Source organism: Paludisphaera soli (assembly GCF_011064595.1).
Lineage (GTDB): Bacteria > Planctomycetota > Planctomycetia > Isosphaerales > Isosphaeraceae > Paludisphaera > Paludisphaera soli.
In genome coordinates this window covers 87,757-110,145 of record NZ_JAALJI010000007.1, presented here as the reverse complement: position 1 = coordinate 110,145, position 22,389 = coordinate 87,757, and the positions used below count along the sequence as shown (strand labels likewise).

The 22,389-nt window shown below is 69.8% G+C and carries 22 protein-coding genes; 15 read left to right on the top strand and 7 right to left on the bottom strand.

What is annotated here, in order from left to right:
* Positions 1–36 precede the first annotated feature (36 nt).
* From G6O68_RS11455 to G6O68_RS11445, 3 genes are all read left to right on the top strand, one after another.
* Positions 37–495, top strand: coding sequence for a BlaI/MecI/CopY family transcriptional regulator (locus G6O68_RS11455; protein WP_165247774.1), 459 nt, complete (start codon positions 37–39; stop codon positions 493–495).
* Positions 459–2,495, top strand: coding sequence for a M56 family metallopeptidase (locus tag G6O68_RS11450; protein WP_165247772.1), 2,037 nt, complete (start codon positions 459–461; stop codon positions 2,493–2,495). The genes G6O68_RS11455 and G6O68_RS11450 overlap by 37 nt, the downstream gene beginning before the upstream one ends.
* A gap of 122 nt (positions 2,496–2,617) precedes the next feature.
* On the top strand, positions 2,618–4,108 hold the full coding sequence (locus tag G6O68_RS11445) for an APC family permease (RefSeq protein ID WP_165247770.1): 1,491 nt from the start codon (positions 2,618–2,620) through the stop codon (positions 4,106–4,108).
* Here G6O68_RS11445 and G6O68_RS11440 read toward each other — a convergent pair.
* Positions 4,097–4,954 carry an SDR family oxidoreductase gene (locus G6O68_RS11440; RefSeq protein ID WP_165247768.1) on the bottom strand — a complete coding sequence of 286 codons (858 nt, stop codon included), beginning with the start codon at positions 4,952–4,954 and terminating at the stop codon, positions 4,097–4,099. The genes G6O68_RS11445 and G6O68_RS11440 overlap by 12 nt on opposite strands.
* Positions 4,955–5,125: 171 nt before the next feature.
* Between G6O68_RS11440 and G6O68_RS11435 the strand changes: the two genes are divergently transcribed.
* Positions 5,126–6,022, top strand: coding sequence for a ParB/RepB/Spo0J family partition protein (locus G6O68_RS11435; RefSeq protein WP_165247766.1), 897 nt, complete (start codon positions 5,126–5,128; stop codon positions 6,020–6,022).
* Between the two features lie 7 nt (positions 6,023–6,029).
* Here the strand turns inward: G6O68_RS11435 and hemW are convergent, their stop codons facing one another.
* From hemW to G6O68_RS11420, 3 genes are all read right to left on the bottom strand, one after another.
* Positions 6,030–7,211, bottom strand: coding sequence for a radical SAM family heme chaperone HemW (gene hemW, locus G6O68_RS11430; protein ID WP_240911128.1), 1,182 nt, complete (start codon positions 7,209–7,211; stop codon positions 6,030–6,032).
* A gap of 8 nt (positions 7,212–7,219) precedes the next feature.
* Positions 7,220–7,498 carry a NifU family protein gene (locus G6O68_RS11425; protein ID WP_165247764.1) on the bottom strand — a complete coding sequence of 93 codons (279 nt, stop codon included), beginning with the start codon at positions 7,496–7,498 and terminating at the stop codon, positions 7,220–7,222.
* Between the two features lie 178 nt (positions 7,499–7,676).
* Complete coding sequence (locus tag G6O68_RS11420; protein WP_165247762.1) at positions 7,677–8,042, bottom strand: RNA recognition motif domain-containing protein; 366 nt, start codon at positions 8,040–8,042, stop codon at positions 7,677–7,679.
* 335 nt (positions 8,043–8,377) lie between these two features.
* Here G6O68_RS11420 and G6O68_RS11415 point away from each other — a divergent pair, with 335 nt between their 5' ends.
* On the top strand, positions 8,378–9,592 hold the full coding sequence (locus G6O68_RS11415) for a DUF6807 domain-containing protein (protein WP_165247760.1): 1,215 nt from the start codon (positions 8,378–8,380) through the stop codon (positions 9,590–9,592).
* On the opposite strand, the gene G6O68_RS11410 is transcribed toward G6O68_RS11415, so the two are convergent.
* The 3 genes from G6O68_RS11410 to G6O68_RS11400 all read right to left on the bottom strand — a co-directional run bounded on the left by G6O68_RS11410 (position 9,550) and on the right by G6O68_RS11400 (position 12,579).
* Positions 9,550–10,188, bottom strand: coding sequence for a 5-formyltetrahydrofolate cyclo-ligase (locus G6O68_RS11410; RefSeq protein WP_165247758.1), 639 nt, complete (start codon positions 10,186–10,188; stop codon positions 9,550–9,552). The two genes, G6O68_RS11415 and G6O68_RS11410, sit on opposite strands and share 43 nt — an antisense overlap.
* Before the next feature lie 324 nt (positions 10,189–10,512).
* Positions 10,513–11,286 carry a UvrB/UvrC motif-containing protein gene (locus tag G6O68_RS11405; protein WP_165247756.1) on the bottom strand — a complete coding sequence of 258 codons (774 nt, stop codon included), beginning with the start codon at positions 11,284–11,286 and terminating at the stop codon, positions 10,513–10,515.
* Between the two features lie 195 nt (positions 11,287–11,481).
* Entirely contained in the window at positions 11,482–12,579 is a 1,098-nt protein-coding gene (locus tag G6O68_RS11400) for a DUF4912 domain-containing protein (protein WP_165247754.1), read from the bottom strand.
* Positions 12,580–13,260: 681 nt separating this feature from the next.
* Between G6O68_RS11400 and G6O68_RS11395 the strand changes: the two genes are divergently transcribed.
* The 10 genes from G6O68_RS11395 (at position 13,261) to G6O68_RS11350 (ending at position 21,675) form a co-directional block, all read left to right on the top strand.
* Positions 13,261–13,539: an AtpZ/AtpI family protein gene (locus tag G6O68_RS11395; RefSeq protein WP_165247752.1), complete on the top strand. Its 279-nt coding sequence runs from the start codon at positions 13,261–13,263 to the stop codon at positions 13,537–13,539.
* 72 nt (positions 13,540–13,611) lie between these two features.
* Complete coding sequence (atpB, locus tag G6O68_RS11390; RefSeq protein WP_165247750.1) at positions 13,612–14,427, top strand: F0F1 ATP synthase subunit A; 816 nt, start codon at positions 13,612–13,614, stop codon at positions 14,425–14,427.
* A gap of 213 nt (positions 14,428–14,640) precedes the next feature.
* Positions 14,641–14,955 carry an ATP synthase F0 subunit C gene (atpE, locus tag G6O68_RS11385; RefSeq protein WP_165247748.1) on the top strand — a complete coding sequence of 105 codons (315 nt, stop codon included), beginning with the start codon at positions 14,641–14,643 and terminating at the stop codon, positions 14,953–14,955.
* A 130-nt stretch (positions 14,956–15,085) separates the two neighbouring features.
* Positions 15,086–15,793: a F0F1 ATP synthase subunit B gene (gene atpF, locus G6O68_RS11380; RefSeq protein WP_165247746.1), complete on the top strand. Its 708-nt coding sequence runs from the start codon at positions 15,086–15,088 to the stop codon at positions 15,791–15,793.
* Positions 15,790–16,437 (top strand): ATP synthase F1 subunit delta, encoded by a 648-nt coding sequence (gene atpH / locus G6O68_RS11375; protein WP_165247744.1) that lies wholly within the window; start codon positions 15,790–15,792, stop codon positions 16,435–16,437. The genes atpF and atpH overlap by 4 nt, the downstream gene beginning before the upstream one ends.
* Positions 16,394–18,100: a F0F1 ATP synthase subunit alpha gene (gene atpA / locus G6O68_RS11370; RefSeq protein ID WP_165247741.1), complete on the top strand. Its 1,707-nt coding sequence runs from the start codon at positions 16,394–16,396 to the stop codon at positions 18,098–18,100. Before atpH ends, atpA begins: the two co-directional genes overlap by 44 nt.
* A 99-nt stretch (positions 18,101–18,199) precedes the next feature.
* Positions 18,200–19,108 carry an ATP synthase F1 subunit gamma gene (atpG, locus tag G6O68_RS11365; protein ID WP_165247739.1) on the top strand — a complete coding sequence of 303 codons (909 nt, stop codon included), beginning with the start codon at positions 18,200–18,202 and terminating at the stop codon, positions 19,106–19,108.
* Positions 19,109–19,168: 60 nt separating this feature from the next.
* Positions 19,169–20,608: a F0F1 ATP synthase subunit beta gene (gene atpD / locus G6O68_RS11360; protein ID WP_165247737.1), complete on the top strand. Its 1,440-nt coding sequence runs from the start codon at positions 19,169–19,171 to the stop codon at positions 20,606–20,608.
* A gap of 51 nt (positions 20,609–20,659) precedes the next feature.
* Positions 20,660–21,103: an ATP synthase F1 subunit epsilon gene (atpC, locus tag G6O68_RS11355; protein WP_165247735.1), complete on the top strand. Its 444-nt coding sequence runs from the start codon at positions 20,660–20,662 to the stop codon at positions 21,101–21,103.
* A gap of 167 nt (positions 21,104–21,270) precedes the next feature.
* Positions 21,271–21,675, top strand: a complete 405-nt coding sequence (locus G6O68_RS11350; protein ID WP_165247733.1) for a hypothetical protein — start codon at positions 21,271–21,273, stop codon at positions 21,673–21,675.
* Positions 21,676–22,389: the final 714 nt, after the last annotated feature.

The following is a 22,389-nucleotide window of genomic DNA, read 5'->3' as shown; positions in this document are numbered from 1 at the left end:
ATCGCCACCCATCATGAAGGAAAGGAGTCCGCACCCATGGCGCGTCCCCGCGCGGAGCAGCCGACGCCCGGCGAGCTGGAGTTGCTCAAGGTGCTCTGGGACCTGGGCCGGCCGGCGACGGTCCGCGAGGTCCTGGAGGCGGCCAACTCCCAGCAGGAGAAGCCCCGAGCCTATACGTCGGTCATGAGCCTCCTGAACGTTATGACGGACAAGGGCCTGTTGAAACGATCGCCGCACGGGCGGGCGTTCGCCTACGAGCCCGAATCGCCCCGCGAGCAGACCTTGCGCTCGCTCCTGGGCGAGACCTTGCAACGCGCCTACGACGGCTCGGCGTTCCTGCTCGTCTCCCACTTGCTCGACCAGTCGTCCCCCTCGGTCGGCGAACTGGACGCGATCCGCGACCTCCTCGACCGTTACGAATCCCGCCCCCCCGCGCAGGATCCGAAAGGAGGCGAGGCATGCCCCCCGAAGCGTTCGAGGCGGCCCAAAGGCTGATCGGGGCCGCCCTGCTCCACAGCGTCTGGATCGGCCTCGCAGCCGCGTCCGTCGCGGCCCTGCTGTCGAGTCGTCTCGGGTCGCACCGCGCCCGCCACGTCCTCTTCCTCGCGAGCCTGGGCGTCGTGGCCATCGGCTCGCCGGCCGCGGCGATCGCGCAAATCATGCTGCGATCTCGATATGAAGTCCCGGCGATCCAGACGGCATCCGTCCGGCTGGCCATCGATCGGGACCACGAATCCTCGATGGCCCCGCCCTCACCCGCGATCGAAGCCCCCAGGTCCGATGCGACGGCCGGCTGGTCCGATCGGTTCCGAATCGCCCTCGATCGGGCGGCGACCGGAATCCAGGCCGCGTCCCCCTACGCGACCGCCCTCTGGGCGGCCGGCGTGGTCGCGGCGGGGGCGGCCTTGTCGATCGGAGCGCTCCGCCTGCGGCGGTTGCTCCAGGAGTCGAGGGGGGAGGCGCGACTCGACGGACGCGCACGCGCTCTCGCCCGGCGTCTCCGGCTGCGTCGCACGCCATCGGTGCGAGTCCATCCCAGGATGCCCGCCCCCTGCCTCGCGGGCGTCCTTCGGCCTGCGATCCTGATTCCCGATGCTTGGCTGAAAACCGCGACGACGCCGGAGATCGACGCCGTCCTCGCCCACGAACTGGCCCATGCGCGGCGGCTCGACCACGTCGCGAACCTGATGCAGCGGATGATCGAAGCCTGCTTCTTCTTCCATCCCTGCGTCCACTGGCTCTCCCGCTCCGCCCGTCGCGAGGCCGAGCCCTGCGCCGACGCCCTGGCTGCCCGCCTCACGGGCGACCCCCTGGCCCTGGCGAGGGCTCTGGAATCCGTGGCCCTCTTCCGTCCGACTTCTCGGCGGTCCCTCCGTCTGGGCCTGAACCTCCCCGTCGGCGGCGATCGCACCACCCTGCTTTCCCGTATTCAGGAGCTGCTCGGCATGAAGCCCAACCGCCCCCGCCTCTCGGCCTGGCCCTTCGCCGGCCTTCCCGCCGCGCTAATCCTCGCGGCCGTCGCGGCCTCCATCGGTTTCGCCCAGGAGCCGAAGCCGCCGGCGCCGGTCGACCCGCCCCGACCCGCGGCCCCGAAGCTCGACATCCCCGTGGAAGAGCTCCGCCGCCTCATGCGGGCCGATCCCGAGACGCTTTCCCGCGAGAACCTGCTAAAGCGGCTCCGGAACTCAGGGCGTGGCGGAACCGGGCTCAAGGATCTCTCACGCGAGGAGCTGATCAAGCAAGCCAAGGCCAAGATGATCTCGTACGAGGTCGTTTTCCTGGAGGTCGACGCCGACGCCTGGGAGCGCCTTGGCGAGGGTCGGCTTGATCAGGTCCCCCAGACCGAACGCGACGGAGCCTGGCTCGTGAAGGAAGCCGACCTGGCCGCGATCCTGGATGGTGTGGCGACGCAGGATCCGACGCGGACGCTTCGCGCCCCCAAGGTCACGTGCTTAGAAGAGTCGAAGGCGCACGTGAGCTCGGGCCGCAGGACGCCGCCGATCGCCGGATCGAGGGCCCCCGCTCTGGACCTGCTCAGCGCGTCTCGAGTCATAGTCGACTTCCACGAGGCCTTCGGCCCTAAGCAAGCCGACGGCGGCTTCCGCGGAGTACTGAACGGGACCACGGAGCTGGGGGTGAAAGGGCAACGGACGTCGAATGGACAACTCCTCGACGTCAGCGTAGTCAGTCGCCTGGGGACCGGCGTCGAGCCGAAGGAACCCATTGCCGGGGGCGAGCAACGACATGAGCCTTCCCTCTCGCGCGGGACGGTCGAGGTATCCCAGGAATTGAAGTGCCAGATCCCCGATGGATCCGGACTGGTCATCGACAGCGGTGTCTGCCTCGTACTGGGGAACAAGTCGGTTACGAACTCGACGCGAACCGTCCGCAACCTCGTCGCCGTCATGCCTCGGCATGTCCTCGAAGAAGCCGAAGAGATGGCCGCGACCGAGCGGCCCGAGCCCCGCCCCACTGTCGAGGCGAAGTCGAAGTAGCCGCAGGCTGCCCCCTCGATCGACCCCCGGCCTATCGCGTCGCCGGTCCTTTATGGTTGAATACGTCCTCCTCTCGACGGACGACGACGCGATGGCCGGGTAATCGAGCCGAGGGATATTGAATGGAAACCGTAACGACGACGCCCCCGCCCCCGGTGGTCCTCCCCCGGGTGCTGGGGCCGGTCGCCGCGCTCTGCGTCGTGGTGGGGTCGGTGATCGGGTCGGGGATCTTCCTGGTGCCGGCTCGGGTGGCGCATGAGCTGCCGTTCCTGAGCGGGATCCTCGGGGTCTGGATCGTGGCGGGGATCTTCACCACGGCCGGGGCCCTCACGCTGGCGGAGTTGGGGGCGATGATGCCCCAGGCCGGCGGGCCCTACGTCTATCTTCGCGAGGCCTACGGCCGGCTGCCGGCGTTCCTGTTCGGATGGTCGGAGCTGACGGTCTCGCGGGCGGGGTCGATGGCGACGCTCGCCGCGGCCTTCTCTCGCTACTTCGCGCAGATCTTCCCCGCACCCGAGGCGATCGGCGGGCCGACCTGGCAGGCGATCGCCGCGGTGTCGGCCATCGCGATCGTCACGGCGATCAACATGCTGGGCACGCGCGGCGGCGGCGGGTTGCAGGTCGTCGGGACCGGGCTCAAGGTGGGCGGCGTGCTCGCCCTGATCGCCCTGCCGTTCGCGGTCGGCGGCGGGAGCGCGGCGAACCTCGCGCCCTGGCTGCCGGAGCGGGCCGATTCAAGCCTCTTCTCGGGCGTGATGATCGCGATGGTCGGCGTCCTCTGGGCCTACGACGGCTGGATGAACGTCACCCCGCTCGCGGAGGAGATCCGCGACCCCGGCCGGAACATCCCCCGCGCCATGGTGCTCGGCATGTCGACGCTGGTCGCGATCTACATGGCGATGACCCTGGCCTACCACTATGTCCTGCCGATGGGGGAGGTCGCCGCCGCCAACGATCCGAACGGCATCGAGAACGCCGTGGCCGCCGTCTACTGCAAGTCCCTGCTGGGGCTCAACGGCGTGCTGGCGATCTCGGCCCTGGTGATGTGCTCGACGTTCATCTCGCTCAACGGCAACGCCCTGACCGGCCCCCGATCCTACTTCGCGATGGGACGCGACGGCATGCTGCCGGCGTGGTTCGACCGCGTCCACCCCCGGTTCCAGACGCCGGCCAACGCCATCTTCTCGCAGGCCGTGTGGGCGATCGGGCTGACGGTGCTGGGGACGGTCCTGATCCTGGTCCCCCCGCCGAAGTCGCAGACCTGGCTGCCGGACTTCGTCACCGCCGCCTGGACGACGCTCAACAAGAAGCACCTGTACGACATCCTTCTCGATTACGTCATCTTCGGCGCGACCGTCTTCTACATGCTGGCGATCACCAGCGTCTTCGTGCTGCGGCGGACCCGCCCGGAACTCCACCGGCCGTACAGGACCTGGGGCTACCCGATCACTCCCCTGGTGTTCGTGGCCGCCTCTCTGCTCCTGCTCGGCTCGATGCTCGCGAACGCCGAGACCCGGATGCAGGCCATCGGCGGCGGCGTCCTGATCCTGCTGGGCGTCCCGGCGTACTACCTCCTCCGCCGCAACCCGACCCCGGCCGAATCAGCCGACTGACGGTCGCTCCATCGCCCGGACGGCCTCCTCGATCGGCGCCCGGTCGAGCGACGGCAGGAGCGCTGCGAGCCGACTCGTGTCCATCGAGACGTCGGCCGGTCGCGGCTCGGCGAACACGGCGTCGGCCCGGCTGTTGGAGCGGACGAGCGACTCGTCCAGGCCCAGGCCCCTCGCGACACGCTTCATCATCTCGAATCGGCTGACGCGCTCCCGCCCCCCCAGATGCACGACGCCCCGGAAGTCCGAGACGACGAGCGCGACGATGGCCTTGGCGGCCGTCGCGTAGTCGAGGGGGGTGCGGAACTCGTCGTCGAAGAACGTCTGCACGGACCCCGCTCGCAAGTTCGCCACGGCCTTGTCGTAGAAGGTCTCGCGTCCGCAGCGGGTCGGGCCGTACATCAAGGCGACCCGAACGACGGCCGCGTCGGCGGCCTGCAGGGCCTCCAGCTCGGCCGCGCGCTTGGTCGCGCCGTAGGCCAGGATCGGGCGGGGCTCGTCGGCTTCCGACGCCCAGGGCTTCCCGCCGTCGAAGACCATGTCGGTCGAGGTGAAGACCAGCCGACGGCCCTTCGCTCGGCACCAGGCGGCGATCGACGACACGGCCTCGACGTTGATCCGACGCGCCCGTTCGGGTTCTCGGCGGCAGGTCTCGGCGTCGCTGATCGCGGCCAGGTGGAGCACGGCGTCGGCGTCGGCCCGGTCCAGCTCCCGGGCGATCGCGGCGGGATCCTCCAGGTCCACATCCCCGGCCCCGCCCCAGGCGACGACCTCCGATCCCGTCCGGGCCAGCGGCTCCCGCACGTAGGCGCCGAGCCTTCCCGTCGCGCCCGTCAACACGATCTGCATGATCGTCGCATCCTCCGAATGCCGGCCCCTTCCCGCGCGAAGCGTCGCAAGACAGGCTCAAGATCCTGCCGATCCTAGGCGACGGAGACCCTTCCGAACAGAGACGAGAAGAAGCGAATCCGCGCGAATCTCCCCTCCCCCGGGCCGACGCGCGACATGGGAGCGGCCGAGATGGACATCCGCAACGTAGCCCTGGACGACCTGATCCTGGACCCCAACCTCAACCTGCGCGACCGCCTCGACGACTTCACCGTCGAGCGCTACGCCGAGGCCTGGGACCGCCTGCCGCCGATCACCGTCTACGACGTCGACGAGCGCTGGCTGCTCGCCGACGGCTTCCACCGCCACGCCGCGGCGATCATGCTCGGCAAGCGGACCATACCCGCCGAGATCCGCCCGGGGTCGTTCAACGACGCGCTCGACTACGTCTCCAGCGTCAACCTGTTCCACGGCCTGCCGCTGTCTCGTACCGAACGTCGACGCGCGGTCGAGGTGAAGCTGAAGCTCCATCACGACTGGTCCGACCGCCGCACGGCCGAGGAGCTGGGCGTGTCCCGCGAGCTGGTCGCCAAGATCCGCAAGCAGCTCATAGACGGCCACCAGATCCCCAACAATCCGGGCCGGGTCGGGGCCGACGGCAAGCTCTACACCACGGCGGGGCTCCCCAAGGATCCGAACGAGAACCGACCCCGCGACAACGAGGGCGGCGGGGCCTCCCCCGAGGCGGCCGAGCGCGGCCGGCGGAACATGTCGGCCGCTACGGCCCCCTGGGACGACGCGGCCCCGGTCAAGGCCGGCGGCGCGCCCGCCGCGATCGCCGAGGAGGTCCACTTCGCCGGCGGCGTCGACCCCCGGATCATCGCGATGTCGGCCCCGATCGAGGTCGAGGCCCCGTCGATCAACGAGCTGCTCGAAGTCATGGCCAGGCAGATCGTCGACGTCGTCGGCTGGACCCAGGCCGAGGGCTTCGTCGACAACTACCGCGGCGCAAGCCCCAACGCACGCGGCGTCTTCCACGCCGCCGTCATCAAGCTCGCCGCCCGCGCCGATCAGCTTCGACGCGCCTGAGCGGGCCTCAGACGAACTCGCAGAGGACGCGATCGGCCAGAAATCGGCCCTCCCGGGTCAGCCGGATCCGTCGGCCGTCGTCCTCCAGCAGCCCCTCTCCGACGAATCGGCCGATGACCGGGCCGAACATCGCGTCGAGGTCGAAGCCCGTCCGCAGCCGGAAGTCGGCGCGGTCGAGGCCGACCTGCGTGCGGCGGAGCATGAGCATGGCCGTCTCGCGGGCCCGCTCCTCGGGTTCGAGATGCTCGCGAGGGCCGATCGCCGGCTCGTCGGCCTCGATCCGCCTGAGATACCCCTGCATGTCGCGGGTGTTCACGGTCCGCTCGCCGTCGACGTACTCGGCCGCTCCCAGGCCGAGGCCCCAGTAGGCGTCGTTCGCCCAGTAGACGAGGTTATGCCGCGACTCGTGGCCGGGCCGCGCGTAGTTGGAGATCTCGTACAGTTCGAGCCCCCGCGACGCCAGGCGATCCATCACCAGCTCGTACATCTCGCGCTCGACCTCCTCCACCACCGGTGCGACCTCCCCCTTCTGGAGCTGCTTCCAGAGGGCGGTCCCCTTCTCGTAGACGAGGCCGTAGCAGGAGAGGTGCGACGGCCCGAGCGCGAGCGTCGCCTCCAGGTCGGCCCGCCAGTCTTCGAGGGTGGAGCCGGGGACGCCGAAGATCAGGTCGAGCGACCATCGGGGGAAGCGATTCCGGACGATCTCGACCGCGCGGCCGACTTCCTCGGGCGCGTGGTTGCGCTCCAGCGCGGCCAGCAGCCGAGGCTGGAACGACTGGGCCCCGAGGCTGACGCGGTTCACGCCGGCCGAGGCCAGGACGTCGGCCTTGTCGGCGTCGAGCGTGCCGGGGTTGGCCTCGACGGTCCACTCGCCCCCCTCGGCCAGGGGGAGCCAGCGGCGGATCATGGTCGCCAGGCGTTCGAGCTGTCGGACATCGAGGCGAGTGGGGGTGCCGCCGCCGATGAAGATCGTGTCGACCTCGCGAGGCTCGACGAGCTTCCGGGCGGTCTCGCGCTCCAGGGCGTCGAGGTAGCGATCGGCCAGATGGTCCGCGCCGGCGAGCGACGCAAAGTCGCAGTAGCCGCACTTGTGCGCGCAGAAGGGGATGTGGACGTAGGCCGCCCGGGGACGGAGCCAGGGGGGCTCGTCGACGCGGGATCGGACGTCGCGAAGGTTGATATTCTCCACGGGTCCGCTCAGGGGATCGCTTCTAAGAAGCGGACCTCGGGGACCTCGGCCTTGACGGCCTTCTCCACGAGCATGGTGGTCGTGTGGACGGTCGAGACGCAGCCCTGGCACGCGCCAAGGAGCCGGATCTGGACGATGTCGTCGTCGTCGATACCGACGATCTCGACGTCGCCGCCGTCGGCCATCAGGTCGGGGCGGACTCGGTCTTCGACGACCTGACGGATGCGTTCGAGCCGTTCTTGGCGGACGTCGGGCGACGTCGTCCGCGACGGGACGGGTGGGTTCATCGACGGAACTCGCGCGGGACGAGGCGACGGAGGCCCGCGCCGGCTCGGCGCGATCCCCACTCGGAATCCTCCCCCGTCGCGTTCCGCCGTGACCCGAGGAGATCAGGATGGCCGGCCGCGACGGGGGAACACGCTGGAAGTGTATGTCCCGGATCGGTCGGCGGCGAGCCCTTGACGCTCAATAATCTCCGCCGTAGCCGCCGCCACCGCCCCCATAGCCGCCTCCCCCACCGCCGTAGCCGCCCCCGCCGCCGCGGTAGCCGCCGCCACCGCCGCCGCCTCCCCCTCCGCCCGGGGTGCGGGGGCGGGCTTCGTTGACGGTCAGGCGGCGGCCGTCATGGTCCTGGCCGTCCAGGCTCTCGATCGCGGCCGTCGCCTCGTCGTCGTTGGGCATCTCCACGAAGCCGAACCCGCGACTCCGGCCGGTCTCGCGATCGCTGAGCACCTGGGCCGAGGAAACCGCCCCGAACTGTTCGAACAGCTCCTGGAGGTGTTCGGACGTGGTCGTGTATTTCAGATTACCGACGTAAAGCCTTTTCGCCATCGCAATCGCCCGCTACAGGCTCTCCACCGATCGACCGAAACGTGCCAGTCGTCGCGACCCCGGGGCGTCCATCGCGAAGGAGGAGGCCGCCGGGCCGTCGCCACTCCAGTCTCGACGGCTGGCCTGTCGGCCGACCCCGGACCCGCGCCGCCTGCCCTGGAGCGTCTGGCAATGTATCCGGCCGGTTCAAACGGTTCAACAAAAAAAGAGTTCAAGAAGAGCCCGGGCCCCGGGAGCCCTGGGAACGGCGAATCTTCGCGCTTGCAAGTCTGCCCGTGGTGACGGACATTGAACCGCTCACGCTCGATCCCCACCCGATTTGAGGCGGACGGCTCATGCGACATCCCGCGACGAAGAACCTCCCCCGGCGTGCGGCGCTGGCGGGCCTGGCGATCCTGGCCGGCTGCTCCGCGGCCTTCGGCGGCGACCGACGGCTGACCCTCAAGCCCGAGGCCGGCCTCCCCCCCGAGACCCCCCTGGCGGTCCCCGCCCCCGACGACCTGGCGACGGGCCTCTACGAACTGAAGCCGTCGACGGGCGCGGCCATCCCCGGCGTCGTCACGGCCGAAGGGGGCAGGAAGACGCTCGTCTTGATCGCCCCCGGCGTCGAAGGGCCGCTCTCCTTCCTCGCGTCGAAAGCGACGGATTCCGCCCCGGCCGGCGCGGGCGTCCTGTTCAAGGCCGAAGGGCCGAACCTCAAGATCGAGGTCGACGGTGAGCTGCTCGGCGTCCATCGCGTCGACCGCGAGACCAAGCCGATCCTCTACCCGCTCCTCGGACCCGGCGGCGTGCCCATGACCCGCGCCTATCCGATGGAGACCGTCGCGGGCGAGACCGAGGACCACCCCCACCACGAGTCCTTCTGGTTCACCCACGGCATCGTGAACGGGGTCGACTTCTGGGCCCTCAAGAAGGCCTCGATCCGAGAAACGGCCCGCGAGGTCCTGGCGCAGGGGCCCGTGATGGGGCGGCTCAAGACCCGCGACGACTGGCTCGACCCCAAGGGGGCCAAGATCTGCGAGGACGAGCGTGTGCTGACCGTCTACGAGACCAAGGCGATCCGCATCCTCGACTTCGACCTGACCCTCAAGGCCACCGAAGGGCCAGTCGTGCTGGGCGAGACGAAGGAGGGGACTTTCGGCGTGCGCGTGGCCTCGTCGATGGACGTCGACAAGAAAAAAGGGGGCAAGATCCGCAACGCCGAAGGGATCGAAGATGGCGCGGCCTGGGGCAAGCCCTCGGCCTGGGTCGACTACTCGGGTCCGGTCGGGGGCGAGACCGTCGGCCTGGCGATCCTGAATCATCCCGGCAGTTTCCGGTACCCGACGACCTGGCACGTCCGCACTTACGGACTGTTCGCGGCGAACCCATTCGGCGGGCATGAATTCGGCGTTCCGGGTTACGGCGAGCATACCCTCGCGAAGGGCGAGTCGCTCCGCTTCGCCTACCGGGTGATCCTCCACGCGGGCGACGCCGATTCGGCCGACCTCCCGCGCCGCTTCGCCGTCTACGCCGAGCCGCCGGCGGCCTCCTGGGGCGAGGTCGACTGACCGTCCCGCCCCGGCCCCAAGCGTTCCAGCCGCCTCGTGGCGGTGATCACCCCCCGCAGAGGGACGTCATGAGGCTCGACCGGCAGGTCGTCGCGGATCTGTCGGTCGAACGCCAGGGCCCAGACCTCGACGTCCTCCCGGAGCTTCGGCAGGAGCCGGTCGTAATGCCCCGCTCCTCGGCCGACGCGGTTCCCGGAGGCGTCGAAGGCGACCCCCGGCGCGAGCGCCCAGTCGATCGCTCGCGGATCGACGATCGGGGCGTCCCAGTGCGGCTCGGGAATGTCCAGCATCCCGGGCCGCAGGTCGCTCGCGAGGTCCCGGATCTCGTGGAGCACCAGCCCGGCCCGACGATCCACGCGCGGGCAGGCCACGCGCTTGCCCATCGCCAGGGCGTCTTCCAGGAGCGGGGTCGTGTCGATCTCCTCGGGGAAGGCCCGGGTGTAGAGCAGCACCGTGCCGGCCGCGCGGTAGCCCGGCAGGTCGCGGAGCCGCGCGATCATCTGTGCCTCCTGCTCCCGGCGCGAGGCCGGGTCGAGGCTTAGGATCGAGGCGATCGTCTCGATCCGCAGGAGCTTCTTGGCGGGCGTCGTGGGCATGTCGATAAGGGGCCGGGACGAAAGAAGCCCGTGGCTCCCCATCGAGACGGGGGGACACGGGCCATACAACCTCCACCGCAATGCCGTTGGGGCGCTTTTGAGAACCCGCAGTTCAGGTGGGAGCCGCAGGCCTACGAGAAGACGAGCTTCAGGAGACCGATTTGGGATCCCTACGGGTTAAACGTTGGTTCGCCAAAAGGACCGCCCCGTGTCGAACATGGCAGAGGCTCGTCCGGCCGAAACCAGACGACCTCATGATAGCCGAGGCCCCCCGGAAATCAAGCAAATCCCGGCGGTGAGGCCTCCGCCCTACGACCCCCCGGATCAGCCCGGGCCGCGATGCTCGGAGGGCTCCCCGGCGCGGAGCTGGGCGATCTCGTCGCGGAGCCGGGCGGCCTCCTCGTAGCTCTCGCGGGAGACAGCGTCCCGGAGCTGGTCCTCCAGGCGTTCGAGCGGGTCGACGGGCCGCTCGCGGTGCAGGTCGGCCCGCCAGCGGAGGAGGAAGTTCAGCTCGGAGCATTCGGCCTCGCGCTCGCCCTGGCGGTATTCCACGAGGAACTCGCGGATCCTCCGGATGCCCTCGTCGACGCGGTCGAGGGCCGCCTTGGCATCGTCCCGGCCGATCTCCTTCAGCGCCAGCGCCCGGGTGAGCATCATCGTGACGTAGGGGCGGTACTGGTCGAACTCGATCTTGTCGCGATTGCGGGCGGCGTGCCGCGAGACGAAGGCGAAGAGGCGGAGGTTCCGCTCGGTGTCGCGGGCCACCATGTCGTAGAGCTGGAGGTGGAAGGCCGAGAGGTAGCGGTGGTAATACTGCAGCCCCTCGCGCATCAGGGCCGCGCATTCGGAAGCGTCGAGCGTGAAGTCCTCGCCCGACTCGACGGCCCGCCTCCGGCGCTCCTCGTGGAAGTCCAGGAGCGACTCGGCGTCGTGGGGGCGGCGTCCGTCGGGCCGGCCTTCGCACTCCATCTGGAGCACGCCCAGGTCGACGCGCATCTGGATTCGGTCGCGGCCGTCGTCGCCGGCGATCAGACGGACCTGGAGGTCGTCGGGCTGGAAGTCCCAGCCGGACAGCACTGCGCTGATGTCGAGACTCAAGAATCCTCCCCCCGCCCCGGACCCGGGCCTTCGGGCGTCGGCCTCGCGGCTCGCCTCCGCCGTCACTTTACTGCCGCCGCCGCCCGGCGGCAACCTCCGCGCAAGCGACCGCCCGAGGGGGTCGGCTGCGGGAGTCGACGCCCTCGGGCGGTCGCGGATGCGGCCGGGCCGCCCCGGAGCGGGGCGGCGCGACGATCACAACTCGTTGCTGTCGTGGATCATCGGCTCGAGTTCCTTGGTGTTCCGCTCGACGGCCAGGACGATCGTCCGCTCCTCGACGCCGTCGCCGCTGGACGCCACGGCCGGGATGATCTGGCGGGAGTCCGGCAGGCTGAAGCGGACCGTGAAGGTGCCGTCGGGCCGGAGCTGCACCGGCTCGCCCTGGAGCGTGACCTGGGCGTTGGGCTCGGTCGTCCCGTAGACGATCAGCTCGGCGTCGATCTCGAAGTGGAAGTTGCGGCCCAGGCCGGGGAGCGCCCCGAGCGACAGGTTCTGCATCGACACGCTGGAGAGCGGGCGGCGGAGCCGCTCGTCGAACAGGTCGTTGAGGTCGATCGAGGCCGGCTTGTTGGCGTTGATCGTCGAGGGGTTCTGGACCCGCTCGAACTGCTGCTGGACGTTGGCCCAGTTCTCCTCCAGGGCGTCCGTCACCCCGGCCTTCGGGGTGGTCACGTTGTTCGACCGCGCCAGGACGTAGAACTTGCCCCTACGGGAGAGGTAGCCGACGTCGATCCGATAGGTCCGGGGCGGCTTGGCGACGTCGATGTACCAGTTGTTCACCCCGCCGTGGATCGGGATGTCCCGGATCGGCCGCTCGGCGGCGTTGGTCGTGTCCTCGCTGGTGACGTCCATCAGGCGGAGGATGGGCCTGGCGCTGTGCCATTCCTGGCCGAGGGCGGCCTGGGCGCGGGCGAGGGTCGTCCGGCTCAACTCCCAGTGGGCGTGGAGCCAGTACGGGTCGCGGGCCAGGACGATGATCCGGTCCTTCTGCGAGGCGTGGTCCAGCGTGTGCGGGGCGGGGGCGGCGAGGGGGGCCGCGGGGGTCGCCAGCGGGCGTCGGGCGGCGGCGTCCGTCGGGGACGGGGACGAGGCGGGGGCGGGGCGCTTGACGTTCTTGAGGGCCCGGGGGGCGGGACGCTCCTTCTTGGCCCGCGGCGGCGTCGCCGGCCGGGTCGAGGAGAGGGCCCGGATCAACTGGTCCTTCCGCATCGCGTGCCATCCCGCGATGCCCCGCTCCTTGGCCATTTGGGAGAGATGCTTCTTGTTACAATCCTTCAGCGCGTCGACGGTCATGCGGAGCCACTCCAACACCGCAGTCGCGCCTCGGGGCCCGGCCGCGATGGATGACGGGTTGCGTGATTCTTCCGTGAGTGGACCGATCCGGAAAACTCCCTGTGTCCCGGACGAGGCTAGTCGACTGCAAGGCGGAACCGGCCGGGACGAGCATGGGCGGGAGGGGGCGAAGGGCAAAAAAAAACGGCCGTCGACCCGCCAGGGTCGAGACCGTTGTCCTCACCGAGAGCCGCCCCGTCCGATCCTCTGCCACGTCATCGCTGGACCCTCATCGGTATCCCGGGGATGGAGGGCGACGGGCGTCGCTCCGGCCATATCACTGCTCGCCGACATCGGGGATACCACATTGACACAAACCCTGTCAATTCCGATTTCGGCCCCGCGAACCGCCGCGACCGATCGGCGGATGAGGAACCCCTCGCGGTCTCATATTCTCATGGGTTCCGGCCGCCGCCGCGGCCGGGGCCCGGGGGACTTTGTGAAAAATTTCGCGAACCGGGTTCCTGGGCTGTTGACAGGGGGCCATTGAGACGGCTTAATGGTACGGGCGTGCGACGACCCGTCTCGAACGACCTCGGTCCATCCCCGCTTTCGCCCCTCCGGCCCCTTCGCGGACCGAGGTTCGGGGTGCGGACGTGGCCCGTCATCCGACGCCCGGCGTCGACGAGCTGGAGGGGGACCTTGGGCCGCGACCGGGATTCGCGATCGGGGACCTCCGCCGGCTTCGAATGGGGGTCGCGCGTCACCACGATCGGCCTGGAGTTCGCCCTCCCCGCCGTCCTCGGCCACGGCCTCGACCGCTGGCTGGAGACCGGGCCCTGGCTCGCCGCCGGGGGGGCCGTCCTCGGCTTCGCGATCGGCATGACTCACATCCTCCGGCTGCCCGGCGACATCGCTCGGGCCGAGGAGAGACGCCGCCCCCCGCGATCGGGCGGCGACCCGGATCGAGCCAACGGATAAGCCCCCGGTCGACGTCCCCCGACCGATCGTCCGCGGGCCGGACAAATAAGAAGAAGAGCGAAATCCCCCGACATGGCTGCACACGACCCCCTCGCCCACGTCGTCGACCATCCGACGCTGGAATTCCCCTGGTGGACGCCCCCCTCCTACCAGCTGGAGGTCCACCTGCCCGCCCCCCTGGGGTTCCAGATCACCCGGTTCATGGTGATGGAGCTGATCGCGGCGATCCTGGCCGTGTTGGTGCTGGTCCCGGTGGCCCGGCACGTCCGCCGGCAGCCGGTCAGCCGCGGGGGGTTCTTCAACGCATTCGAAGCGTTGCTCTTGTACATCCGGGACGACGTGGCGCGGCCGGCGATCGGCGGCCACGGGGCCGACCGGTTCCTGCCGTACCTGTGGACGGCGTTCTTCTTCGTCCTCTTCAACAACCTGCTGGGGATGATCCCGGGGTTCGCCTCGGCGACCGGGAACATCAACGTCACGGCGGTGCTGGCGGTCATGACCCTGGCGACGGTGGTCGCCGCGGGCGTCCGCGAGATGGGGGTGGCGGGCTACCTGACCGGCCTGGTCCCCCACATCGACGTCCCCAAGCCGCTCAACTACTTCCTCTGGCCCCTGATGTTCGCGATCGAGCTGGTGGGCCTCCTGATCAAGCACATCGTGCTGGCCGTGCGACTGTTCGCCAACATGTTCGCGGGCCACGTGGTGCTGGCGGTGATCCTGGGGTTCATCCTGATGGCGCACGGGTGGCTCTTCTACTTCGTCATGCCGGCCAGCATCCTGGGCGTGGTCGCCCTGAGCCTGCTGGAGCTGTTCGTGGCGTTCCTCCAGGCCTACATCTTCACGTTCCTCTCGGCGCTCTTCATCGGCTCGGCGGTGCACCCGCACTGACCGGAGGCCGGCGAAGGGTCCGCTCCGCGGCGCGTCGCGGCCGCCCGGCGAACGACCCGAGTTCGAACCGTCCGCGTGGCACGATCACGATGATGAAACACCGGCGAGGGGGAGGCGTGAGACGCCGGCCCTCGCCGGGGCGGGGCTTCGACAAGCCTCGCCGCACGCCCCTGCTCGTCGCAGTCGTCACCATTTAAGTTTCCCGAGGGTCCGATGAAACTGATCAAGACCGGTCTGTTCGCTTTCGCCATGCTGCTCATGAGCCAGGGGGCCTCGTTCGCCCAGGACGCCGTCGCGGTCCCGGTCGGCGGCGCCGCCGTCGTCGCCCCGGTCAGCCTCAACCCGATCGGCGCCGGCCTGATCATCATCGGCGCCGGCCTGGGCATCGGCCTGCTGGCCCGCGGTGCGGTCGAGAGCATGGCCCGCCAGCCCGAGATCGCCGGCAACATCCAGACGGCCATGATCATCGCCGCGGCCCTCATCGAAGGCGTCACGTTCTTCGCGCTGCTGCTCCAGCTGATCGTCTGATCGTCCCCGAACCGAACCGGCCGGGGGACGCCGGCGCGAGCCGTCGCGCCCCCCCGGCCCGGCGAGGCCCCCCGGCCCCGCCCTCCCGACGCCCTCACGATCCCGCCCCGCAAACGCGAGAACCATTCCCATGCTCCGCATCTCCAAGTCCGTCCTGGGGTCCGGACTCGTCGCGCTGGCCTCGGCCCTGTTCGCCCCGACCGCCGCCCCCGCGTTCGAGGAGCCGCCGGCCGCCCATGCGACGGCCCCCGCGGCGGCCTCGGCCGCGCCGCACGGCCCGGAGGCGGGCCCGGCGGACGCCCACGGCGAGCACGGCGGCAAGTCGAACCCGATGGAGATCCAGCCCGGCCTGGCCATCTGGACGCTGGTCGTCTTCCTCACCCTGCTGGCCGTCCTCGGCAAGTTCGCCTGGGGCCCGCTGGTCCAGGCCCTGCACCGCCGCGAAGAGCACCTCGAGCACTGCCTGCTCCAGTCGGAGAAGGCCCGCAACGACTCCGAGCTGCTCCTGGCCGAGCACCGAAAGCTGATGGCCGAGACCGACGACAAGGTCCGCGAACTCCTGTACAAGGCCCAGCGCGACGCCCAGACCCGGGCCGCCGAGCTGCTCCGCGTCGCCCAGGCCGACGCCGACGCCGCCCGCGACCGCGCCCAGCGCGACATCGCCACCGCCCGCGACCAGGCCCTGACCGAGATCTGGGCCCGGACCGCCGACGTGGCCGTGACGGTCGCCGGCCGCGTCCTGTCCAAGAACCTGGGCGAGGACGACCGTCGCCGCCTGCTCGACGAGGCCATCCGCGAGCTGCCCGAGGGCGCGAACGCCGGAGGCGCCCCGGCATGACCACCGACCAGGCCCCCAAGAGCGCCAGGAAGTCGACCGCCCGCCCCCTGGACAAAGGCGACGCCGAGGCCGCCCGCGCCTACGCCGGCGCCCTGATCGGCGCGGCCGGCACGTCCGGCGACGTCGACGCCGCCCTGGCCGACCTGGCGGCGATCCGGGACGAGGTGCTCGGCCCCAACCCCCGGTTCGCCGCGATCCTGGCCTCGTCGCAGGTCCCGCCCGCCGAGAAGGACCGGATCCTCCGGGACCTGCTCGAAGGCCGGGTCGCCGAGGTCGTGCTCAACTTCCTCCGCGTCCTCAACCGGCACGGCCGGCTCGGGCTGATCGCGGAAATCGCCGACGAGGTCCGCCGCCAGTGGGACCTCAAGAGCGGCCGGGTCGCCGTCCGCGTGCGGACCGCCGCCCCGCTCGACGAGGGGCAGCTGGAGGCCGTCCGGAAGAAGGTGGCCCGCCTCACGCCGGGGACCCCCGTCCTCCAGGTCGAGATCGACCCCGAACTCATCGGCGGCCTCGTCGTCCAGATCGGCGACGTGGTCCTCGACGCCTCGGTGCGCAACCGTCTTGAACAGATACGCCAGCGGCTGATCGAAGGAAAGACGCATGAAATTCAGAAGCGAAGAGATCAGTTCAGTCATTCAGCGTGAAGTCGAGCAGTTCGCGCCCGAGGTCACCCGCTCCGAGGTCGGCACGGTGCTCGAGGTCGGCGACGGCATCGCCCGGGTGCACGGCCTCTCGGGCGTCATGGCCGGCGAGATGGTCGCGTTCAAGAACGGCGCCAAGGGGATCGCGCTCAACCTGGAAGAGGCGTCGGTGGGCGTCATCGTCCTCGGCGAGTACACCCAGATCGAGGAGGGGGACGAGGTCGTCGCGACCGGCCAGCTCCTCCGCGTGCCGGTGGGCGACGCCCTGATCGGCCGCGTGGTGAACCCGCTCGGCGAGCCGCTCGACAACGCGGGCCCGATCGTCACCAGCCTGAGCCGCGCCATCGAGTCTCCGGCCGCCGGCATCGCCGAGCGTCAGCCGGTCGACGAGCCGCTTCAGACCGGCATCAAGGCCATCGACGCCATGATCCCGATCGGCCGCGGCCAGCGCCAGCTGATCATCGGCGACCGCAAGACGGGCAAGACGGCCATCGCGATCGACGCGATCCTCAACCAGAAGGGGACCGGCGTCATCTGCGTGTACGTGGCGATCGCGCAGAAGGAGTCGACGACGGCCGGCCTGGTCGACATCCTCCGCCGCCACGGCGCGATGGACTACACGATCGTCGTGGCGTCGGGCGCCAGCGACCCGGCCCCGCTCCAGTACATCGCCCCGTACGCCGGCTGCGCCATGGCCGAGTACTTCATGTACGAGCAGGGCAAGCCGACCCTCTGCATCTACGACGACCTCTCGAAGCAGGCCGTGGCCTACCGCGAGGTCTCGCTGCTGCTCCGCCGCCCGGCGGGCCGCGAGGCCTACCCGGGCGACATCTTCTACGCCCACTCCCGCCTCCTGGAGCGTTCGGCCAAGCTGGCGAACCGCTACGTCATCGTCCCCGAGTCCACCAAGCCGGAGTCGGTGGGCGAAGAGTCGGGCGTCAACAAGAAAGTCTACGTCGGCGTCCCCGGCGCCGAGGAGGCGGCCCACGACCTCAAGGCCAACTACCCGCAGGGGCACAAGGTCGTCAAGACCCCGACCTCGGGGGGCTCGATGACGGCCCTGCCGATCATCGAGACGCTGGAAGGCGAGGTGTCGGCGTACATCCCGACGAACGTGATCTCGATCACGGACGGCCAGATCTACCTCCAGCCCGACCTCTTCTTCGCGGGCGTGCGGCCGGCCATCGACGTCGGCATCAGCGTCTCGCGGGTGGGCGGCAAGGCCCAGATCGGGGCCATCCGCAAGGTGGCCGGCGGCCTCCGGCTCGACCTGGCGGCCTTCCGCGAGCTGGAGGCGTTCGCCCAGCTCGGCACCGACCTGGACAAGGCGACCCAGGCCCAGCTCGACCGCGGCTACCGCATGGTCGAGCTGCTGAAGCAGCCCCAGTACCGGCCGCTCTCGGCGATCGACCAGGCGATGAGCATCTACGCCGGCTCGGCCGGGGCGCTGGACGACATCCCGGTCCGCGAGGTCCAGCGGTTCGAGCGCGAGTTCCTGGAGTTCGTCCACGCCTCGCGTCCCAAGCTGGTCGAGGACCTGACCCGCGAGCAGAAGCTGACCGACGCGATCCTGGCCGACCTCAAGGCGGCCCTCAAGGACTTCAAGGCCGGCTTCCGGCACGCCGGCCAGGCCGCCGCGCCGGCCGTCGCCGCGGCCAAGTCCTGACCGAGACGTCCCGAGCGATCGAGCCCTTGAACGGGCGAACCCCCGACGCCGCCCGCCGCGGCGTCGGGGGCGTCCCGAGCGAATCCCGAGAGACCCAAGATGGCCAAGGCCCGCGCGATCATCAAACGCCGCAAGGCGGTCGACAACATTCGGAAGATCACCCGGACGATGGAGCTGATCGCCACGGCCCGGTTCCGCAAGGCGATGGACCGCGCGGTCGAGGCCGAGGCGTACACCAAGAAGATCGCCGAGATGGCCGCCGACCTCGGCGAATCGTCGCCGTCCACCCCCCACCCCCTGTTCGAGAAGCGGGAGCCGGTCAAGAACTCGCTGCTGCTGGTCCTCTCCAGCAACCGCGGGCTGGCCGGCGGCTACAACGGCAACGTCCTGCGGGCCGCGATGCGGGACTACCAGGACCTGCAGGCCGAAGGCTCGACGGTCGACGTCGAGATCTCCGGCAAGCGCGGCCAGAACTTCTGGAAGTACCGCAAGCTGCCGATCAGCGTCGGCTACCTCCAGTTCGAGGACAAGCCGGCGTTCGCCGAGGTCGAGAAGCTGGCCGAGCGCTACCTGGCGATGTTCCTGGAAGGGAAGATCGACCGGATGGACGTCGCCTACACCCGGTTCGTCAACACCTCGCGGCAGGAGGCCGTGGTGCGGACCCTGCTGCCGATCCAGGTCGACGCGGCCGACGCCGACGCGAAGCCGGCGGACGCCGCCCCGGCGGCCGGCGGCCCGGCCCGCCAGCGGACGCCCTACGAGTTCCTGCCGGACGCCGAGGGGATCCTCCAGGAGATGGTCCCCGTCTCGTTCAAGGTCCGGCTGTTCAAGTGCTTCCTCGACGCGGCCGTCAGCGAGCAGATCGCCCGGATGGTGGCCATGAAGGGCGCCTCGCAGAACGCCGACGAGCTCTCGAAGACCCTGACCCGGCAGTACAACCGGGCCCGCCAGTCGCAGATCACCGGCGACCTGGCCGACATCGTCGGGGCCGCGACCGCCCTGAAATGACCCCGAAACACGCAGAAGATCCACGCCTCCCCGGCGCATGAAGACGAGGAATCCCGCAAGATGGCGACTGCTACGAGGACCGGACGAATCGCCCAGGTGATCGGCTCGACCTTCGACGCCGAGTTCGACGAGGGCGACCTGCCGAACATCTACAACGCCCTGACGGTCGACTCGGACCAGAAGGGGGCCCCGATCCACCTCACCGGCGAGGTGCAGCAGCACCTCGGCGGCAACCGGGTCCGCTGCGTGGCCCTGGGCTCGACCGACGGCCTGGTCCGCGGCATGACCGTCGTCGACACCGGCTCGCCGGTGAGCGTGCCGGTCGGCAAGGAGGCCCTGGGCCGGGTCTTCAACCTGCTGGGCCAGCCGATCGACGGCCGCGGCCCGGTGCACTCGACCGAGAGCTGGCCGATCCACCGCGACCCCCCCTCGTTCGACGACCTCTCGCCCAAGACCGAGCTGTTCGAGACCGGCATCAAGGTCATCGACCTGCTGACGCCGTTCGTCCGCGGCGGCAAGATCGGCCTCTTCGGCGGCGCCGGCCTGGGCAAGACGGTCATCCTCCAGGAGATGATCTCGCGCATCGCGTCGGTCCACAGCGGCTACTCCGTGTTCGCCGGCGTCGGCGAGCGGACCCGCGAGGGGAACGACCTCTGGCTGGAAATGCAGGAGACCAAGGTCGGCAGCACCGGCAAGTCGGTCATCGACTCGACGGTCATGTGCTTCGGCCAGATGAACGAGCCCCCGGGCGCCCGCCTCCGCGTCGCCCTGACGGCCCTCACGATGGCCGAGTGGTTCCGCGACGCCACCGGGGCCGACACCCTGCTGTTCATCGACAACATCTTCCGGTTCAGCCAGGCCGGCTCCGAGGTCTCCGCGCTCCTCGGCCGGATGCCGTCGAACGTGGGCTACCAGCCGACCCTCGCCACCGAGATGGGCGCCCTCCAGGAGCGCATCACCTCCACCAAGAAGGGCGCCATCACGTCGGTGCAGGCCGTCTACGTCCCGGCCGACGACATGACCGACCCGGCCCCGGCGACCACCTTCGGCTTCCTCGACGCCTTCATCGTGCTCTCGCGGTCGATCTCCGAGAAGGGGATCTACCCGGCCATCGACCCGCTCGGCTCCAACTCCCGCATCCTCGACCCGCAGTACGTCGGCCAGGAGCACTACGACGTCTCGCAGCGGGTCCTGAAGATCCTCCAGCGGTACAAGGAGCTTCGCGACATCATCGCCATCCTCGGCGTCGACGAGCTGTCCGAGGACGACAAGCTGATCGTCCACCGCGCCCGCCGGATCGAGCGGTTCCTCTCGCAGCCGTTCTTCGTGGCCGAGGTCTTCCTCAACAAGCCGGGCGAGTACACCAAGCTGCCGGACACGATCCGCTCCTTCAAGGAGATCTGCGACGGCAAGTGGGACCACCTGCCGGAGTCGGCGTTCATGTACGTCGGGTCCATCGAGCAGGCCGAGGAACAGGCCAAGAAGATGGGCGCGATCTGACCGACCCGGACGACACCGAGCCCATCCCGACAGGGGAGCCTGCGAATCATCATGGCCAGCCAGACCGAAACCGCCGTCGCGGACGGGCCGGGACTCACCTCCCGGCCCCTCCAGTGCCAGGTGGTCACCCCCGAGAAGACCGTCTTCGCCAAGACCGTGGACTTCGTCGCCCTGCCGCTGTTCGACGGCGAGCTGGGCGTCCTCCCCGGCCGCGCCCCCCTGCTGGGCCGGCTGGGATACGGCGAGTTGAGAATCAAGGTCGGCGGCGCGTCGGAGTCGTACTTCGTCGACGGCGGCTTCGCCCAGGTCCGCGACAACGTCGTCACCGTCCTGACCAACCGGGCCCTGCCCGCCGCCAAGATCGAGACCAACGGCACCGCCGAACGGCTCGACGAGATCCTCAAGCGCCCCGCCGTCACCGACGCCGAGATCGCCGAGAAGGCCAAGGCCGTCGCCCAGCTCCGCGCCATGCTCCACATCAGCAACAAGCGCTGACGCCCCTCCCGACAACCCCCCCTCCTCCCACCAAATCGGGGCCGGACGAACGCCTGGTCGGTTCGTCCGGCCTCGATTTTGCCTTTCTACCTTCCTTGCCCATCCCGTCCTCAACTCCCCGACCGGGCGTCCTGACGGACGCGAGGGCCCGCCCAGGAGACAGCTCCGTGAACGAGCACTTGAACGAGAACGACAACGGCGACGAACTGGAACCGGACCACGTGCACGACGACGCCTGCGGCTGCGGCCACGATCACGACGACGACGACATGGTCGAGATCGTCTACATGGCCAGGGAAGACGTCCTCGAGAAGCTGGGCATCTCCCCGGACGAGTTCGCCGAGGCCCTCGACCAGGCGATCGACGGCCTGGAAGCCCTCGCCATGCGGGACGACGTGACCGACGAGGAAATCCCCGCCATGGAGGACCTCGCGCTCCAGATCAAGGGCCAGGAGTACCGCCTCGGCGACCTCGCCGAGATCTCCTTCGAGGGCGACCTCGACGAGGAGATGGACGACCTAGAAGACGAGGAGATCGAGGAGGAAGAGGAAGTCGAGGGCGGGCAGGCCTGACCTGAGCCCCCTCGGGATTGGGTTCGTCCGCGCCGGGCGAACCCAATCCGATCGTTTCGCAACTCCTGCTCTGCAAGATCGTTAACGCCAAATCCCGGCACCGGGAATTGGCTTCGTTCGGCGCGCTTCGCGTCGTCGGTCCCACGCCGATCAGCGCCCGCCGCCGTGTTTCCCCGGGACGAGCCCCCTTCGTAACGGTCCGCTCCTGGTGCGCCGTCATGCGAACGCCCTCGGCCCTGGGCGCATCCGACACCTTCCAGGAGCGGAGACCGGGTGGCCACGGACTCGAAGGGCCTCGTGGATCGGCGTCGGGCCGATCCTGAGGCTTCGCCGCGATCTCGAGCTGGCCCATCGAGACGCTGGCATCGCCCAGGTCGTCCCAGGGTTTGGGTTCGATCGCGCCGCCCCGAAAACGAACCCATCGGATGCAAACCTTTTCGCCACATCCACTTCATCCATCCCAGGGTCACCGGAAATTGGCTTCGTTCGGCGCGATTCGCGGGAATTCGCGGTCGCGATCCACGCGTCGAGTTCGTGGTCCGGACCGTTCGCCGCCGTCGCCGGCCCGACTCGGGGCGCAGCGGCCCTTCCTGATAGTGGCCCACGATCGCCGGTTGAAGCGGAGGGATCTCGCCCTTCGAGAAATTTCCGGACGATGAACCGAGCGGGGGCCTTCTGCGACTCCTTGATCGAGGTTGTTCAAGGGGGGCGAGG

Excerpts from the sequence above, each read along its gene's own strand:
- G6O68_RS11435 (WP_165247766.1), top strand. The coding sequence starts at position 5,126 with ATGGACATCCGCAACGTAGCCCTGGACGACCTGATCCTGGACCCCAAC.
- G6O68_RS11410 (WP_165247758.1), bottom strand. The coding sequence starts at position 10,188 with ATGCCCACGACGCCCGCCAAGAAGCTCCTGCGGATCGAGACGATCGCC.
- G6O68_RS11440 (WP_165247768.1), bottom strand. The coding sequence starts at position 4,954 with ATGCAGATCGTGTTGACGGGCGCGACGGGAAGGCTCGGCGCCTACGTG.
- atpF (WP_165247746.1), top strand. The coding sequence starts at position 15,086 with ATGCTCCGCATCTCCAAGTCCGTCCTGGGGTCCGGACTCGTCGCGCTG.
- atpE (WP_165247748.1), top strand. The coding sequence starts at position 14,641 with ATGAAACTGATCAAGACCGGTCTGTTCGCTTTCGCCATGCTGCTCATG.
- G6O68_RS11445 (WP_165247770.1), top strand. The coding sequence starts at position 2,618 with ATGGAAACCGTAACGACGACGCCCCCGCCCCCGGTGGTCCTCCCCCGG.
- G6O68_RS11425 (WP_165247764.1), bottom strand. The coding sequence starts at position 7,498 with ATGAACCCACCCGTCCCGTCGCGGACGACGTCGCCCGACGTCCGCCAA.
- G6O68_RS11450 (WP_165247772.1), top strand. The coding sequence starts at position 459 with ATGCCCCCCGAAGCGTTCGAGGCGGCCCAAAGGCTGATCGGGGCCGCC.
- atpC (WP_165247735.1), top strand. The coding sequence starts at position 20,660 with ATGGCCAGCCAGACCGAAACCGCCGTCGCGGACGGGCCGGGACTCACC.
- G6O68_RS11400 (WP_165247754.1), bottom strand. The coding sequence starts at position 12,579 with ATGACCGTCGACGCGCTGAAGGATTGTAACAAGAAGCATCTCTCCCAA.
- atpG (WP_165247739.1), top strand. The coding sequence starts at position 18,200 with ATGGCCAAGGCCCGCGCGATCATCAAACGCCGCAAGGCGGTCGACAAC.
- atpA (WP_165247741.1), top strand. The coding sequence starts at position 16,394 with ATGAAATTCAGAAGCGAAGAGATCAGTTCAGTCATTCAGCGTGAAGTC.
- G6O68_RS11415 (WP_165247760.1), top strand. The coding sequence starts at position 8,378 with ATGCGACATCCCGCGACGAAGAACCTCCCCCGGCGTGCGGCGCTGGCG.
- atpD (WP_165247737.1), top strand. The coding sequence starts at position 19,169 with ATGGCGACTGCTACGAGGACCGGACGAATCGCCCAGGTGATCGGCTCG.
- atpB (WP_165247750.1), top strand. The coding sequence starts at position 13,612 with ATGGCTGCACACGACCCCCTCGCCCACGTCGTCGACCATCCGACGCTG.
- G6O68_RS11455 (WP_165247774.1), top strand. The coding sequence starts at position 37 with ATGGCGCGTCCCCGCGCGGAGCAGCCGACGCCCGGCGAGCTGGAGTTG.
- G6O68_RS11420 (WP_165247762.1), bottom strand. The coding sequence starts at position 8,042 with ATGGCGAAAAGGCTTTACGTCGGTAATCTGAAATACACGACCACGTCC.
- atpH (WP_165247744.1), top strand. The coding sequence starts at position 15,790 with ATGACCACCGACCAGGCCCCCAAGAGCGCCAGGAAGTCGACCGCCCGC.